The organism is Pseudomonas sp. MDT2-39-1 (assembly GCF_054898085.1).
In genome coordinates this window covers 5,583,930-5,599,592 of the sequence record NZ_CM142716.1, presented here as the reverse complement: position 1 = coordinate 5,599,592, position 15,663 = coordinate 5,583,930, and the positions used below count along the sequence as shown (strand labels likewise).

General features: G+C 60.3%; 11 protein-coding genes. 4 read left to right on the top strand and 7 right to left on the bottom strand.

Annotated features, from left to right (window positions below):
- Positions 1 to 119 precede the first annotated feature (119 nt).
- Both ACYZTM_RS26020 and lpxH read left to right on the top strand, forming a co-directional pair.
- Positions 120 to 623, top strand: a complete 504-nt coding sequence (locus tag ACYZTM_RS26020) for a peptidylprolyl isomerase (protein WP_131062340.1) — start codon at positions 120 to 122, stop codon at positions 621 to 623.
- Positions 620 to 1,372, top strand: coding sequence for a UDP-2,3-diacylglucosamine diphosphatase (lpxH, locus tag ACYZTM_RS26015; RefSeq protein ID WP_461985391.1), 753 nt, complete (start codon positions 620 to 622; stop codon positions 1,370 to 1,372). Before ACYZTM_RS26020 ends, lpxH begins: the two co-directional genes overlap by 4 nt.
- A 127-nt stretch (positions 1,373 to 1,499) precedes the next feature.
- On the opposite strand, the gene ACYZTM_RS26010 is transcribed toward lpxH, so the two are convergent.
- The 7 genes from ACYZTM_RS26010 to ACYZTM_RS25980 all read right to left on the bottom strand — a co-directional run bounded on the left by ACYZTM_RS26010 (position 1,500) and on the right by ACYZTM_RS25980 (position 12,769).
- Complete coding sequence (locus ACYZTM_RS26010) at positions 1,500 to 3,029, bottom strand: DHA2 family efflux MFS transporter permease subunit (RefSeq protein ID WP_461985389.1); 1,530 nt, start codon at positions 3,027 to 3,029, stop codon at positions 1,500 to 1,502.
- A gap of 233 nt (positions 3,030 to 3,262) precedes the next feature.
- Positions 3,263 to 4,468, bottom strand: coding sequence for an HlyD family secretion protein (locus tag ACYZTM_RS26005; protein ID WP_461985387.1), 1,206 nt, complete (start codon positions 4,466 to 4,468; stop codon positions 3,263 to 3,265).
- A gap of 15 nt (positions 4,469 to 4,483) precedes the next feature.
- The gene (locus ACYZTM_RS26000) at positions 4,484 to 5,953 is read right to left on the bottom strand and encodes an efflux transporter outer membrane subunit (protein ID WP_461985385.1); all 1,470 of its coding nucleotides are present in this window, start codon (positions 5,951 to 5,953) and stop codon (positions 4,484 to 4,486) included.
- On the bottom strand, positions 5,950 to 6,423 hold the full coding sequence (locus ACYZTM_RS25995) for a MarR family winged helix-turn-helix transcriptional regulator (RefSeq protein ID WP_461985383.1): 474 nt from the start codon (positions 6,421 to 6,423) through the stop codon (positions 5,950 to 5,952). The genes ACYZTM_RS26000 and ACYZTM_RS25995 overlap by 4 nt, the downstream gene beginning before the upstream one ends.
- A gap of 237 nt (positions 6,424 to 6,660) precedes the next feature.
- Positions 6,661 to 10,329, bottom strand: a complete 3,669-nt coding sequence (locus ACYZTM_RS25990; protein WP_461985381.1) for a translocation/assembly module TamB domain-containing protein — start codon at positions 10,327 to 10,329, stop codon at positions 6,661 to 6,663.
- Positions 10,326 to 12,053 carry an autotransporter assembly complex protein TamA gene (locus ACYZTM_RS25985; protein ID WP_131062333.1) on the bottom strand — a complete coding sequence of 576 codons (1,728 nt, stop codon included), beginning with the start codon at positions 12,051 to 12,053 and terminating at the stop codon, positions 10,326 to 10,328. The genes ACYZTM_RS25990 and ACYZTM_RS25985 overlap by 4 nt, the downstream gene beginning before the upstream one ends.
- Before the next feature lie 65 nt (positions 12,054 to 12,118).
- Positions 12,119 to 12,769 (bottom strand): GNAT family N-acetyltransferase, encoded by a 651-nt coding sequence (locus ACYZTM_RS25980; protein ID WP_027925074.1) that lies wholly within the window; start codon positions 12,767 to 12,769, stop codon positions 12,119 to 12,121.
- 443 nt (positions 12,770 to 13,212) lie between these two features.
- Between ACYZTM_RS25980 and xthA the strand changes: the two genes are divergently transcribed.
- Together xthA and ACYZTM_RS25970 are read left to right on the top strand one after the other, a co-directional pair.
- Positions 13,213 to 14,025, top strand: coding sequence for an exodeoxyribonuclease III (xthA, locus tag ACYZTM_RS25975; RefSeq protein WP_461985378.1), 813 nt, complete (start codon positions 13,213 to 13,215; stop codon positions 14,023 to 14,025).
- A 191-nt stretch (positions 14,026 to 14,216) separates the two neighbouring features.
- The gene (locus ACYZTM_RS25970; protein ID WP_461985376.1) at positions 14,217 to 15,557 is read left to right on the top strand and encodes a substrate-binding domain-containing protein; all 1,341 of its coding nucleotides are present in this window, start codon (positions 14,217 to 14,219) and stop codon (positions 15,555 to 15,557) included.
- Positions 15,558 to 15,663 lie beyond the last annotated feature (106 nt).

Here is a 15,663-nt window from a genome sequence, read left to right as displayed (position 1 = left end):
AAAACAGCCTCGAAATTCGCGCCCGGCACGCTAAACTGCGCATCTTGGCCAAAATTGGCCGGACCGGTTGAGGGCTGCAAAGCCCCGAAACCCACGAATTCATTGAAAGAGTACCGATCATGACCCAAGTCAAACTGACCACCAACCATGGCGACATCGTCCTGGAACTGAACGCTGAAAAGGCACCGCTGACCGTTGCCAACTTCATCGAGTACGTCAACGCCGGTCACTACGAAAACACTGTTTTCCACCGCGTCATCGGTAACTTCATGATCCAGGGCGGCGGTTTCGAGCCAGGCATGAAAGAAAAGAAAGACAAGCGCCCTAGCATCCAGAACGAAGCCGACAACGGCCTGCCGAACGAGAAGTACACCGTGGCCATGGCTCGCACCATGGAACCGCATTCGGCTTCCGCCCAGTTCTTCATCAACGTGGCTGACAACAGCTTCCTGAACCACAGCGCCAAGACCACTCAGGGCTGGGGCTACGCGGTATTCGCCAAAGTCGTTGCAGGCACCGACGTCGTCGACAAGATCAAAGGTGTTTCCACCACCATGAAGTCCGGCCACCAGGACGTACCAGCAGAAGACGTGATCATCGAGAAAGCCGAGATCATTGAGTGATACTGCTGATTTCAGACTTACATCTGGAAGAGGAGCGCCCGGACATCACCCGGGCGTTTCTGGATTTGCTCGCCGGACGCGCCCGCTCGGCGAGTGCGCTGTACATCCTGGGCGACTTTTTCGAGGCGTGGATTGGCGACGATGCCATGACGCCGTTCCAGCGTTCCATCTGCCAGGCCCTGCGCACCCTCAGCGACAGCGGCACGGCCATTTTTCTGATGCACGGCAATCGCGACTTCATGCTCGGCCAGGCCTTTTGCAAACAGGCCGGCTGCACGTTGCTGAAAGATCCGAGTGTCGTGCAGTTCAACGGCGAGCCGGTGCTATTGATGCACGGCGACAGCCTCTGCACCCGCGACGAGGCTTACATGAAGCTGCGTCGCTATCTGCGTAACCCCATCACCCTGTTCATCCTGCGGCACTTGCCCTTGCGCACTCGCCATAAACTGGCGCGCAAGCTGCGCAGCGAAAGCCGTGCGCAGACGCGGATGAAGGCCAACGACATTGTCGATGTCACGCCGGAAGAAGTGCCGCGGATCATGCAGGCCTATGGCGTGAAAACCTTGATCCATGGGCATACCCATCGCCCGGCCATTCACAAGTTGCAGATTGGCGAGCAGGCGGCCAAGCGGATTGTGCTGGGGGATTGGGATCGTCAGGGGTGGGCGTTGCAGGTGGATGAGCAAGGGTTTGCGCTGGCGCCGTTTGATTTTATGCCGCCGCCGCAACTGGCATTACCCGGCAACTAACTACCGAACACAGAACCCATGTGGGAGCGGGCTTGCTCGCGAATACGGTTTTTCATTCAACATTAATGTCGACTGATCTACCGCCTTCGCGAGCAAGCCCGCTCCCACATTATTGACCGCGTTGTGCTTAGTGCCCTGCCGAAGCAGGCCCCGCCTTCGCCGCAAACGGCGGTTTCGCCAGCCACACCAGCACAATCAAGCCCATGAACGCCCACCCCAGCAACGTGAAGTAATCCACGGTGGAGAGCATGTACGCCTGACTGGTCAGCACATGATCCAATTGCGCATACGCCGGATTGCTCGCCCCGCCCAAGCTGTTCAGGGCCTCACGGGTCGCCGGCTCATAGGTGCTGATGCTTTCGCTCATATAGGCGTGGTGCTGATCGGCCCGGCGAATCCAGATCCACGTCGTCAATGACGCAGCAAAACTACCGCCCAAGGTCCGCAGGAACGTCGCCAGGCCCGCGCCGTCGGCGATCTGGCTCGGCGGCAGGTCCGACATCAGGATACTCAAGGTCGGCATGAAGAACAGCGCCACGCCAATGCCCATGAACAGCTGCACCAGCGCGATGTGCTGGAAGTCCACTTCGTTGGTAAACCCAGCGCGCATGAAGCAACTCAGGCCGATCGCCAGAAACGCCAACCCAGCCAGCAGCCGCAGATCAAACTTGTGCGCGTACTTGCCGACAAACGGCGACATCAGCACCGGCAGAATCCCGATCGGCGCAACCGCCAGCCCCGCCCAGGTCGCCGTGTAACCCATTTGGGTTTGCAGCCATTGCGGCAGGATCAGGTTGATCCCGAAGAACCCGGCGTAACCCAGCACCAACACAATGGTCCCGATGCGGAAGTTGCGGTAAGCGAACAGCCGCAGATTGACCACTGGGTGTTTGTCGGTCATTTCCCAGATCACGAACACCGCCAGTGCAATCACGGAAATGGCCGCGCCAATGAGGATGAAGTTCGACTCGAACCAGTCCAGGTCGTTGCCCTTGTCGAGGATCACCTGCAATGCGCCGACGCCAATGATCAGCGTGATCAAACCGACGTAATCCATCGGCTGGTAGCTGGTTTCCACCGGCCGCGCCTTGAGCTGCGAACGCACCACCATCACTGCAAAGATGCCGATCGGCACGTTGATGAAGAAGATCCACGGCCAGCTGTAACTGTCGGTGATCCAGCCGCCGAGGATGGGACCTGCAATCGGTGCCACCACCGTGACCATCGCCAGCAACGCCAGGGCCATGCCGCGCCTGGCCGGCGGATAGACCGCGATCAGCAGCGTCTGGGTCATCGGGTACAACGGACCGGCCACCAGGCCTTGCAGCACCCGGAAGCCAATCAGCTCGGGCATCGAGGTCGAGATACCGCAGAGAAACGAGGCCAGTACAAACAGAACAGTCGCCCAGAGAAACAGCTTCACTTCACCGAAGCGCCGGCTGAGCCAACCGGTCAGCGGTAGCGCGATGGCGTTGCTCACCGCAAACGAAGTGATCACCCAGGTGCCCTGCTCCGAACTCACGCCCAGGTTGCCGGAAATCGTCGGCAGCGCCACGTTGGCGATGGTGGTGTCGAGCACTTGCATAAAGGTCGCCAGCGACAGGCCGATGGTGGCGAGCAGCAGGCTGGGCGGCGTGAAAGACGCGTTATTGCTCATCGCAAATCCTTTGGAACCTGATTGGCGCAGCGCCTGTTACAGACGCAGCTGACCTTGTAGGAGTGAGCCTTTGTGGTGAGGGGATTTATCCCCGTTGGGTCGCGAAGCGGCCCCAGCACTTCAAAGTCCAATCGCATTAATGAGCTGACGTCTGCTTCGCAGCCGAACGGGGTGGTGCGGCATTCCGATAAATCCCCTCACCACAAAGGCTCGCTCCCACAGGGTCGGTGGTGTCAGCGCTGCACGGTTTTGCTGACCGCAGCGCTGTTGTCGTGGATCAACTGAGTGATCATCGCGTCGGCCTCGGCCAACTGACGGTCGTAGACGTTGGTGCTGAACGACGCCTTTTGCGGCGGCTGTTGCGCCAGCACCGGGCCGCTCTGGTCATGCAGATTCACGTCGACCTGGGTCGACAGCCCCACCCGCAACGGATGCTTGGCCAGTTCTTCGGCGTTGATGTGAATCCGAACCGGCACCCGCTGCACGATCTTGATCCAGTTACCGGTGGCGTTCTGCGCCGGCAGCAGGGCAAATGCGCTGCCGGTACCGGCGCCGAGGCTATCGATGGTGCCGCTGAATTTCACGTCGCTGCCGTAAAGATCGGCCTCGATGTCCACCGGCTGACCGATGCGCATGTCACGCAGCTGGGTTTCCTTGAAGTTGGCGTCGATCCACAGCTGATCCAGCGGAATGACCGCCATCAGCGCCGTACCCGACTGGACGCGCTGGCCCAGTTGCACGGAGCGTTTGGCGACGTAACCGGTGACCGGCGCAATCAAGGTGCTGCGGGAGTTATTCAAGTAGGCCTGACGCAATTGCGCGGCAGCCGACATCACGTCCGGATGCGACGAGACCACGGTGTCATCCACCAGCGCGCTGGTGGTTTTCAGTTGCTGCTTGGCGTTGGCCAGGGCGTTTTGCGCCGAGGTCAGGTCGTCGCGGGCGTGGGACAGCTCTTCCTGGGAAATTGCGCCGCCAGCGGCGAGGTTTTTCCGCCGATTGAAGTTGTCCTGAGCTTTTTGCACTTCAGCCTGCTGGGCGTTGACCTTGGCTTTCATGCCGTCGACGTTGCTGTACAAGCCGCGAACCTGACGCACGGTGCGGGCCAGATTGGCCTGGGCACTTTGCAGACCGACTTGGGCGTCGTTCGGGTCGAAGTTGATCAGCACCTGACCCTCGTGAACCAGGTCGCCATCGTCGGCACCGATGCTGACCACGGTGCCGGTGACCAACGGAGTGATTTCCACCACGTTGCCGTTCACATAGGCGTCGTCGGTGCTTTCGTTCCAGCGCCCGTAAAACTCGTGATAACCCCAGACGCCGATACCGGCGAGGATCACCACAATCGCCAGCACCACCAGCATGATTTTGCGTTTGCGCGGGTTGCTGGTGTCTGGTGCGTTGTCAGGGGTTTGTGTTGTCGTTTCGGCAGTGGCCATGACAAATACCTTGAATTAGTTGTGCTGCGTGGCTGGGAGTGCGTTGGCTGCGGTCAAGGTTTCGCCCTGGAAGCCGCCGCCCAGCGCCTGCATCAGTTGGATCGACAGGTCGATCTGCTCGGCATTCAGGTTGGCCAGCTGACGCTGGGCCTGGAGCAATTGCTGCTCGATGCTGAGCACGTCCAGGTAGTTACCGATGCCGGAACCGTACCGCTGGACCACGGTGTTGTAAGAATCCTGGGCAATGTCGGTGGCGTGTTGCTGCGCCCCGATCTGCCGGCCGATGTCACGCAACTGGTTGATGGTGTCGCTGACATCGCCCAGGGCTTTCACCAGGCTTTTGTTGTACTGCGCCACCGCGAGGTCGTAATCGGCATCGCGCGAATCGAGGTCGGCGCGCAGGCGGCCGCCGTCGAAAATCGGCACGGAAATCGTTGGCGCTACGTTGAAGAAACGGCTCGCCGAACCAAACATCGCATCCCCCAGCAACGACTCGGCACCGGCCGCGGCACTCAGGTTGAGGTTGGGGTAGAACTGGGTTTTGCCGGAGGCGATGTTCTTGCTCGCAGCCTCGACTCGCCAGCGTGCGGCCACCAGGTCTGGTCGACGACCCAGCAACTCGGCCGGCAATACCGATGGCAACGCCACCGCGCTGGCTTGGAGGATCTTCGGCCGGGCGATTTCATTGCCGCGATCCGGGCCTTTGCCGAGCAGCACGGCCAACGCGATTTTCGCGCTTTGCAGGCGTTTTTCGGCGTCGATCAGGCTCGCTTCGGAGCTGGCTTCCAGGCTTTCGGTTTGCTGGAACTGGTACTGGCTGTCGATCCCCGAGCTCAGGCGACGCTGGCTCAGGTCGAGCATCTGCCTGGTGCGTTTGAGGTCTTCGTTGGCCAGGTCGAAGACGATGTGCGCCTGACCCAGGTCGCTGTAGGCGCGAGCAACGTCGGCGGACAAGGTCAACTGTGCGGCTTGCTGATCGACTTCGGCAGCACGGGCCTGGCCCAACGCGGCTTCCCAGGCATCCCGCTGACCGCCCCAGAGGTCGAAGTTGTAATTGAAACTGGCACCGATGTTACGCATGGTGGAATACGTGCCGCCCTGCCCGCTCGGGTCCTGGTCGCGGGCCAGACGCGAACGGCTTACACCGGCGCTGGCATCGAGGGTCGGCATGCGCGCGGCGTCGGCGGCATACGCGGCGGCGCTGGCCTGGTGGGCGCGAGCGTCGGCGATTTGCATGTCGGGGCTGTCGTGCAGGGCTTCGCGGATCAGGCCATCCAGTTGCGGGTCGCCGAGGCTTTTCCACCAATCACTTTTCGGCCAGGCCGCGGGCGACAGGGTCACGCCGCTGAGGGATTGCCCAGCCTTGAGGTTTTTCGCGTCGAGGCTGACGCCTTCGGTGGTCAGGCCGCTGTAACTGGCGCAACCGGCCAGGGTCATGGCCGCCAGCACCAGGCTCAGTCCGGTCCGCAGGGTTTTGCTGCTCATTTGTCACCTACCCGCAGCAACGTGATCGAGTCACCGGCCGCTACCAGGATTTTCTTGAGGATCTGTTCCAGGGTTTTCAATTCTTCCGGGGTGATCGCGCCGGCCAGTTCATTCATGGCGTCGGCGCCGATCTCCGGGAGGCGGTCAGCCAGTTGCTGGCCTAATTCAGTCAGCACCAGTTGAACCTGACGCCGATCCGCCTCGGAGCGTTGGCGGGCGAGGAATCCTTTCTGTTCCAGACGATCGAGCATGCGGGTCATCGAACCGCTGTCCAGCGACAGGTGACGGCACAGCTCGGCCGGGGTATCGACGCCGAACTGGGCCATGATGATCAGCACTTTGAACTGCGCGGCCGTGATGCCGTGGGGTTCCATGTGCGTGTCGATGATCCGGTCCTTGAGCAGCGCAGCGCGCCCGAGCAGGAGGCCGAGATGGCAATTATGGAAATCGTATGAGGTGAAATGTTTCATCTGACCACCGATTAGCTGCCTAGGCAGAGAATGTATGACGAGATGTTACTGCCTAGGCAGCGAATGTCAACGCAATAGTTAGGTTGCTTTCTATTTAGCTGATAAATGGCGCGGATTTTGTGGCGAGCACACTGACGCCTTCGCGGGCAAGCCTCGCTCCTACAGGGGTTACACCAAACCTGTAGGAGCGAGGCTTGCCCGCGAAGGCAGCGACTCGGTTCAGGAAGGAACGGGGATTTAGAAATCCCGCTTGTAGAAGATGTCCAGCGAACTGGCTACGCCGCCGGCGGCTTCGAGGTAGACCTTTTTGCTCAGCTTGTAGCGCAAGGCAATGGTGTTGGCCGGCTCGAACACGCCAACGCCGTAACGCAGGCTGAGTTTTTCCGACAGGTTGCCGCTGGCCACGACGCTGGTGGTGTTGCCGCTGCCCTGGGTGTCGAGCTGGAAATCCTGAATCCCCAGATCGTTGGCCAGTTTGCCGGTCACCCCGGAACTGCCCATCAAGCCCAACCCGAGCGCCGCCTGGGCCAGCATGTTGTTGTCTTCACCGTTGGTGCTCAGCGGACGCCCCAGCACCAGATAAGACAAGGCCTGTTCCTGGCTCATCGCCGGCTCGGAGAAAATCTGCGTGGTCGGCTGTTCGGCGCTGCCGCTGAGGCGAATGCCGGCGATCACGTCGTCGGTCTGGCGAATGGCTTCGATGTCCAGATACGGCTGGTCAATCGGGCCGGCGAACAGCAGCCGCGCACGCCGTACCGTCAGTCGCTGACCGTATGCCCGATAACGCCCATCGTTGAGCCAGAGCTCGCCACGGGTGTCCATGTTGTCGCCGATGTGCACATGCCCTTGCAGGTTGGCGGTCAGGCCAAACCCGGCAAAACTGAGTTTGTCCTCACCCACCACCACGTCGATGTCCATCTTCATGGCCAGCGGCGGCTTGCCCTCTTCGGTCTGCTGGCCGACGATCACCGTGTCATCGGAGACCTTGACCGTCGACGGCGGCAACTCGCGCACGGTGATTTCACCCTTGGGCACCAACACTTTGCCGGTGATCGCCAGTTTGTCGTCCTTCATCGAAATCTTCAGGTCCGGTGCCACTTCGAGCTTGGCATACGGTTCTACGGTGACGGGCAATTGCGTGCCTTTGTGCGTCAGATCCACCACCAGCGCCTGGCCCCAGGCGATGTTGCCGTTGAGACTGCCCTGCCCGCTTTTGCCGCTTTTCCAGCCACCGTTCAATTGCACGGTTTCGCCGGCGATCTGCGCTTGAAGCTGCAAGCCCTGCAACTCCATCGGCAATTCAGGTCCGGACACTTCGCCATCACTGAGCAACAAATTGCCGTTCACCTGCGGCGCCAGCAGATCGCCGGAGAGCGTGCCACTGCCATTCAAGCGGCCGGTGAGTTTCTCGACCATCGGCACAAACGGCCGCGCCACCGACAAATCCAGACCACTGAGACGGAACGACCCCGTGAGCGGTTTATTTTTCGGCAGCGGATTGATTTGCGCCTGCACCATCAGCTCGCCGAGCTTGCCACCGACAAAGTTAAGGTTGGTGTCGATACGTTTGGGTGTGAGTGTGCTGGTGAGTTTCAAGGTCTGGTACGGGAAGTCCAGCCACTGATCCTTTTCCCTCATGCGCAACGTGCCACCGCTGGCATCGACGCTGACCTGACCGTTCGGGCCACTGGCCGGCAGGTCCAGTTGCAGGTCGGCATTGAGCCGGCCCTTCCAGGCGAAATCTTTAGGCAACCACTGCGCGAGACTTTCAATCGGGAATTGCTTGAGGTGATAACGCAGCTTCGGTTCCGGCATCAGACGCTGGTCTTCGCCACACAGGCTGGCTGGGCCGGACATCCAGCAATGGGCGCCGAAGTTGATCTTGCCGTCCGCCAGTCGTTCAAGTTTTGCGGGGCCTTGCAGCTTCCAGTCCTGACCGCCGGCCTGGATATCACCGCTGGCCAGGCGTCCGCGCCAGTTGCCCTTGTCCAGCGAACCGTCAAGGCCGAGCGCCAGTTTCAGCTTCGGCCCTTGCAGATCGAGGGCAAGTTTCTGGTTTTTGATATCGCCCTGACCGCTGGCCGTCAGCGTGCCCAGCGAAGTGTCGCCGGCCCGAATGCCGCTGCCCTTGAGGTCTACTTTCGCCCGTTGCGCGCCGTCGAGGGTCGCGTCCAGGTTCAGGCTTTGCAGGCGATTGTCCTCGAAGGCCAGTTGCGTGCCTTGCAGCCCGAGCTTGCCTTGCGGCGCCTTCAGCGTACCGGCGACATCGACGCGACCGTTAAGCTGTCCGCGCAGTTGCGGCCAGAGTTGAGCCAGCCGTGGCAGCTTGATGTCGATCTGGCCGGTGAGCTTCTGTTGCAGGCTGCCCTTGCCGTTGATGCTGTTGTCACCGAGGCGAATTTGCAGTGCATTGAGGCTCCATTGCTCACCGCCACCATCGGCCTTGGCCTGGATCACCGCCGGTTGACCGCGCAGTTTGCCTTTCAAATCGAGGTCGGCGCTCAGGCTGAGTTTTTCATTCTTCATCTCGCCTTTGCTGCGCAACGGCCCGGCCAGGTTACCCGGAAACTCCGCGACCCAATACGCAGGGTTGATCGCCGACAGGTCAAGCGCGGTGTCCCAGGCAATGCCATCGGCAAATTGCAGGTTCAGATGCCCGACGGCCTTGCCCTGCCCGGCTTCGAGTTGAATCTGTTGCAGATAGATTTTCGTCAGATCGCCGCTGAACGGGCTCTCGAGGCTGAACGCACCTGCCGGGCCATCGAGGGCCGATTTGAAGTGGCCGATGTACTTTCCGTCGGTGTAGGAGACTTCACCGTTGAAACTGCGCAGCGCCACTTCGGGCTCGTCGATCAGCGGGTAGAGACGGTGCCAGGGGAAATCCAGCCAGTCGATCTTCGCGTCGGCGCTCAGGCCTTTGCTCCAGTCGAGGTTGCCGGTGAGCTTGAGGGTTTGCTTGTCGTTGGCAGTCAGATCGAGGGCCGCAATCTGTGCGCCGTTGGCGTCGACTTTGCCTTGCAGCACAAGGGCGACGGGACCTTTTTCAGCAGGCAGCGTGGCTTTGCCGAGCAATTGGTAACCGTTTTTCAGGTCGCCGTCGCCGGTGAGTTCCAGTTGATTGAGTTGCAACGTGTCCGGCAGATCGGCGCTGGGTTTGAAGCCGTCGGCGGTGATCCTTACTTTGGCCGGAAGGTTGTCGACCAGCGGTTGCAGTTCGCCGGTCAGTTGGCCGTTCAAGTAACCGCTGCTGTCGGCGTTCAGGTTCAGGGTTTTCAGCAGGTCGCCGTCCACCTTCAGGGCCAACGCCCAAGGTTCTGGGGCCGGCAAGGTCAACGTGCCTTCGGCCTTCAGCGGCCAATTGCCGCTGGGTTGCAGCAGGCCGGACAGATTCAGGCTGAGCTCATCACGCTGCAACTTCACCGAGTCGATCTGCAACCCTTGCGCCGTCCAGTGCGCGGCCAGTTGCAAGCCTTTGAGTTCTTCGCTGCCATTGAACAGCAGACTGCCGACTTGCACATCGCCCAGTTCGATCGCCAGAGGCAAGTTCAGGTCCGGAAGCGTGATCGGCCCGCTGCTTTCATCTTCAGTGCCCGGCGGGAACTGCAGGCTGACCTGATCGGCCTTCAATTGCTCGATGCACAAGGTCATGCGCGTCAGGCACAGCGGCGACCAGGCGAATATCGGTTTGCTCAGCTCAACCCGGCGGGTGTCCTGCTGCCACAACAGATGATCAGCACTCCACTGCCCGCCCAATCGGCCCTGGAAATTCTCCACGGTCAGACCCGGCACAAAGCCAAGCGCCCAACGGCTGCCCGTCGCCGTGCCCAGCACCGTGGTCACGGCCAGGACGACCAGCATCAGCAGCGCCAGAATCGCCAGAAGCGCTATTTTCAAACCACGATTCACAGCTCAGGCCCCATGGAAAAGTGCAGTCGAATGCCGCCGTCGTCGTCCATCGCGTGGGCCAGGTCAAGGCGAATCGGCCCCACGGGTGAAACCCAGCGCACGCCGATGCCGACGCCGGTCTTGAGGTTCGGCAGTTCGAGTGTATTAAAGGAGTTGCCCTGGTCAACGAAGGTTGCGACCCGCCATTTTTCAGCGACGGAGTACTGATACTCGACGCTGCCGGCGATCATGTAGCGACCACCGATGCGGTCGCCCTCGGAGTTTTCCGGGGACAGGCTCTGATAGTCGTAGCCGCGCACGCTCTGATCGCCACCGGCGAAAAACCGCAACGATGGCGGCACGGACTTGTAGCCGTTGGTGGCGCTGCCGCCGACCTGCACCCGACCGAGGAAACGGTGTTTATCCAAGACCGTGGTCAAGCCTTTTACCAGGGCGGTGCCGTAAACCAGATTGTTGTCCGAACCCAGGCCTTCCTTGGCCACTTTGGTCTCGAACTCCAGGCGATAGCCGTTGTGCGGGTCGATGCGGTTGTCGCTTTTCAGGTAGGAATAACTGACGCCGGGCATCAGCAATGTGCTGAGCCCCGAGTCGTCGCCGAGCCGGTATTCCTCGCGCTGCCACTTGAGCGACACCACGCGCTGCCAGCCGCTGGGCAACTTGCTGTGCCACTCGGGACCGATAGTCAGGAGTTTGCTGAGAGAGTCCTTGTCGGCGATTTCTTCGTTTTGATAACCGCCGGCGAAACGCAGTTTGTCGGTCAGCGGCGGGTCCAGAGGGATGTCGTAGAACACCCCGACGTTCTGCCGTGGTGCCGAGATTTCAGTCTCCCAGCCATAGCTGTGCCCCTGCGGGTTAACCCAGTGTCGCGTCCAGTTGGCCTTGACCCGAGGGCCGACGTCGGTGGAATAGCCAAGCCCCAGGCCCATGGTCCGTGGTTTGCGGGTTTCGAGTTTGACGTCGACCGGGATTACATCGTTCTTGGACGCCGTCGGTGCCGCATCCACCCGCACACTTTCGAAATAGCCGCTCGATTGCATGGCCTGATTGAGTTCGGCGATCAGTTCGGAGTCGTAAGGCGCGCCTTCCTTGAATGGCACCATGCGTCGCAGCAGGTCTTCATCGAACGGCGTGTCGCCCTCGAAACTGACCTTGCCCAGGGCATAACGCGGGCCGCTGTCATAGACGAGGTCGATGTCGGCGACGCCGGCGCGCGGGTCCACCGACAATGTCTGATGAGTGAAGTGACCACTGAAAAAGCCATAGCGCGAGGCCTGATTCTGGATCAGTTTCTTGGCGTCTTCATAACGGCCATGGTTTAGCACCGCGCCGGTTTTCAGCGCAGCGCTTTTGGGCACACGAAAGGATTTGAGCGAGGCTGCCGGGCCGTCGACGCGAATCGTGACATTGCGCAAATGCACCGGCTCGCCGGGATCGATGTTGAGTATCAGGCGCGGCGTCTTGCCGCCCTTCACGTCGCTGTCAATCTGCGGCTGGTAGTAACCCAAGGCCTGGGCGGCCTTGCGCGCCTGTTCCTCGGCGCCACGACTGAAGCGCAGCAAGGCTTCTTCGTCACGATCGCCGAGGCTGCCAATATAGCCCTCTATATTGGCTTTCAGTTCATCGTTGGACGGTTTGATCCGCACATCCAATTCACTTTGCGCCAGTGCCGCGCAGCTGGTTAACAGCATCAGCACGCCACTGGTAATTCTTCCTGGAAACTTCATAGGCGCGGATGCTATCACGAGCGTGGGAGCGTGATAGAGCCTGGCGTGGCTTGAAAGTTCTACCTTTAGGCCGTTGCTGTTTGTAACACCTGGGGATTGGCGTGGAAAAACACGTGTTCGCGAATGGGTCCTACGGCGACCTCGCCAATTTCCTCATAGCCCTGACGCTTATAAAACTCAAGATAACGAGGATTCCCGGTATCAAGGATCACGCCCTGGGAAGTTTCATCCACGGCGCACCAGTTGTGCACCGCTTGCAGCAGTTGCTCGCCGAAGTGTTTGCCCTGGAACTGCGGATGAATCCCCAGCAACGGCAGGACGTGCACCGAGTCGGACGGCACGCAGGCGGCAACGGCGGCGTGGTAATCGAGGTAACGGCGGGTGCAACGAAAGCCGGTGCTGAGCACCATGCGCAGACGCCAGGCCCAACTTTCAGTGATGCCCAGTCGACGTTGCGGCGGGGCAATCAGGGCGATGCCGATCAGGCGATCGTTGACCAGCAGGCCGATGGCCGGCAAGTCCTGAAGAAAGTGTTGTTTGACCAGCTCGCGCACGGTCGCCCGTACACGATGTTCATAGCCGGGACGCTCGGCCTCGAACAAGTAGCCAAAGGTCGGTTCGTGCCGGTAAGCGTGGTAAAGCAGGGAGCGCGCTTCGTGGGCGTAGCCGCTGTCGAGCATGTGAATATCGGCAATGGCGGTCGAGGTTTCGGGCATAACGGCAGATCTCCCCGGGGCGCCGCTCAAAATGGCGGCGCTCTTATTGGTACGAGCCTTTGGGTGGTAATACAGTTCCCCCACAGGTATAGACCAAGGCTGGATCTTCATCGACTGGACTGGCCTCTTTGCGGGCAAGCCACGCTCCCACAGGGTTCACGAGCGAACACAAAATTTGTGGACGCCACAGAAACCTGTGGGAGACCAAGGCTGGATCTTCATCGACTGGTCTGGCCTCTTCGCGGGCAAGCCACGCTCCCACAAGGTTCTCGAGCGAACACAAAATTTGCATACGCCATAGAACCTGTGGGAGCGTGGCTTGCCCGCGAAGAGGCCAGCGAAGACAACACATCTCTGACAGGACAAGGTAACTCCCCCTGCCTCAACACTGGCCCGATTCCTACAGGTCAGCTAGCATCGCCCTTTTGCCAGGACTGCCGACCATGAAGATCGTCTCCTTCAACATCAATGGGCTGCGCGCTCGCCCCCATCAGATGGCGGCGCTGATCGAAAAGCACCAGCCGGACGTGATCGGGCTGCAGGAAACCAAGGTTCACGACGACCAGTTCCCGCTGGGCGAGGTTCAGGCACTGGGTTATCACGTATATTTCCATGGGCAGAAAGGCCATTACGGCGTCGCCCTGCTCTCGCGTCAGGAACCGATTGCGCTGCATAAAGGGTTCGCCACCGACGACGAAGACGCCCAGCGGCGCTTCATCTGGGGCACTTTCGCCGACGCCAATGGCGTGCCGGTGACCATCATGAACGGCTATTTCCCACAGGGTGAAAGCCGCGATCACCCGACCAAGTTCCCGGCCAAGGAACGTTTCTACGGCGACCTGCAGCAATTGCTGGAAAGCCAGTTCAGCAGTGAACAGCCGGTGGTGGTGATGGGCGACGTGAACATTTCCCCGGAAGACTGCGACATCGGCATCGGCCCGGACAACATGAAGCGCTGGCTGAAAACCGGTAAATGCAGCTTCCTGCCGGAAGAACGCGAGTGGATGGCCCGCTTGAAGAACTGGGGCCTGGTGGACAGTTTCCGCCACTTGAACCCGGACGTGGCCGACCGTTTCAGCTGGTTCGACTACCGCAGCCGCGGCTTTGAAGACGAGCCTAAGCGCGGGCTGCGGATTGACCTGATCATGGCGTCCCATGGGTTGTTGCCACGGGTCAAGGATGCGGGTGTGGACTACGAACTGCGCGGGATGGAAAAACCATCGGATCATGCGCCGATCTGGCTTGAGTTGAGCTGATTCCCCAGGCATTACACAGAACAAATTGTGGGAGCGGGCTTGCTCGCGAAGGCGTCGTGTCAGTCGATACTGATGTTGAATGACACACCGCCTTCGCGAGCAAGCCCGCTCCCACAAGGGTAACTGTCATCTTGCGGACATCTTACTGACTTATTCTCCCGACACTTCCTTTGGCCAAATAAGGTGCCGGCATGACGCTGCGCATGTTGTTCCTGTTGATGCTGTGCGCCTGTTTGCCATTGACGGCGTCGGCGGGCGATTTGCCGACACCCGACAACGGCCCGGTGCTGCGCATCCAGGGCTCCAACACCATCGGCGCCGCACTGGGGCCGGCGCTAGTCGAAGGACTGTTGCGCGAACAGGGCCTTCTCAAGGTCCACAGTGAAGTCCCGGATAAAGCCAACGAACAACGCATCGTCGGCGAAACCGCACAGGGACGCCGGGTGGTGGTGGAAGTTGCGGCCCATGGTTCCAGCACCGGGTTCGGCGCCCTGAAAACCGCCTCCGCCGACCTCGCCGCCTCCTCGCGCCCGATCAAGGACAGCGAACGGGCAGACCTCAAAACCCTGGGCGACTTTAAAAGCCCCGGCGCCGAGCAAGTCATCGCCATCGATGGACTGGCGATCATCCTTCATCCACAAAATCCGCTGAATCAACTCAACACCGAACAACTGGCGCACATTTTCAGCGGTGAGGCAAAAACCTGGGAAGAACTCGGTAGCAGTGGTGGGACGATTCACCTGTATGCGCGGGATGATCAATCGGGCACCTACGACACCTTCAAGGAATTGGTCCTTAGTCGTCGTGGGAAAACGCTGCATAGCGCCGCGAAACGCTTCGAATCCAGCGAGCAATTGTCCGACGCTGTCAGCCAGGATCCGCAAGGCATCGGTTTTATCGGTTTGCCTTACGTGCGACAGGCCAAAGCCGTGGCGATTGCCGATGGCCAATCCCAGGCCATGTTGCCGCTCAACAATCTGATTGCGACGGAGGATTATCCGCTGTCCCGACGGCTGTTCTTTTACCTGCCGCCAAACAGTAAAAATCATTGGTCGCAAGCGCTGGTGGCGTTCGCGCAAAGCAGCAAAGGCCAGGCGATTGTCGCGGCCAACGGCTTTATCGCGCAGACCGTGCAGGCCATGAGCGTCACGCCCAACGCTTTGATGCCCGAGGGTTATCAGGCGCTCAGCCGCCATGCGCAGCGGCTGTCGGTTAATTTCCGTTTTGAGGAAGGCAGCGCGACGCTGGACAACAAGGCCCGACAGGATCTGTCGCGAGTGCTCGACTATATAAAGCAGCACGACAAAACCAATCGACAGGTGACGCTGGTGGGGTTCGGTGATGCGAAGAGCGATCCGGTGCGTGCCGACCTGTTGTCGAAGCTGCGGGCGATGGCGGTACGACGGGAACTGGTGAAAAGCGGTGTGGTGTTTCGCGAGATTCGTGGCTTTGGTGCAGAGATGCCGGTGGCGGCGAACAGCGCGGATGAGGGGCGGATCAAGAATCGGCGGGTTGAGGTTTGGGTGTATTGAACCTGATGTTGCTGTGTTGAATGGGCGGATGCCTTCGCGAGCAAGTCGGATCGCCGCACCGCTCGCTCCTTGTATGTTGACCCTTGTATGTTGACCCTGATTCCAA

What these genes read in the sequence shown, in the direction of transcription:
- ACYZTM_RS26020 (WP_131062340.1), top strand. Translation starts at nt 120, where the DNA reads ATGACCCAAGTCAAACTGACCACCAACCATGGCGACATCGTCCTGGAA.
- ACYZTM_RS26010 (WP_461985389.1), bottom strand. Translation starts at nt 3,029, where the DNA reads ATGAGCAATAACGCGTCTTTCACGCCGCCCAGCCTGCTGCTCGCCACC.
- ACYZTM_RS26005 (WP_461985387.1), bottom strand. Translation starts at nt 4,468, where the DNA reads ATGGCCACTGCCGAAACGACAACACAAACCCCTGACAACGCACCAGAC.
- ACYZTM_RS26000 (WP_461985385.1), bottom strand. Translation starts at nt 5,953, where the DNA reads ATGAGCAGCAAAACCCTGCGGACCGGACTGAGCCTGGTGCTGGCGGCC.
- ACYZTM_RS25995 (WP_461985383.1), bottom strand. Translation starts at nt 6,423, where the DNA reads ATGAAACATTTCACCTCATACGATTTCCATAATTGCCATCTCGGCCTC.
- ACYZTM_RS25985 (WP_131062333.1), bottom strand. Translation starts at nt 12,053, where the DNA reads ATGAAGTTTCCAGGAAGAATTACCAGTGGCGTGCTGATGCTGTTAACC.
- ACYZTM_RS25980 (WP_027925074.1), bottom strand. Translation starts at nt 12,769, where the DNA reads ATGCCCGAAACCTCGACCGCCATTGCCGATATTCACATGCTCGACAGC.
- xthA (WP_461985378.1), top strand. Translation starts at nt 13,213, where the DNA reads ATGAAGATCGTCTCCTTCAACATCAATGGGCTGCGCGCTCGCCCCCAT.
- ACYZTM_RS25970 (WP_461985376.1), top strand. Translation starts at nt 14,217, where the DNA reads ATGACGCTGCGCATGTTGTTCCTGTTGATGCTGTGCGCCTGTTTGCCA.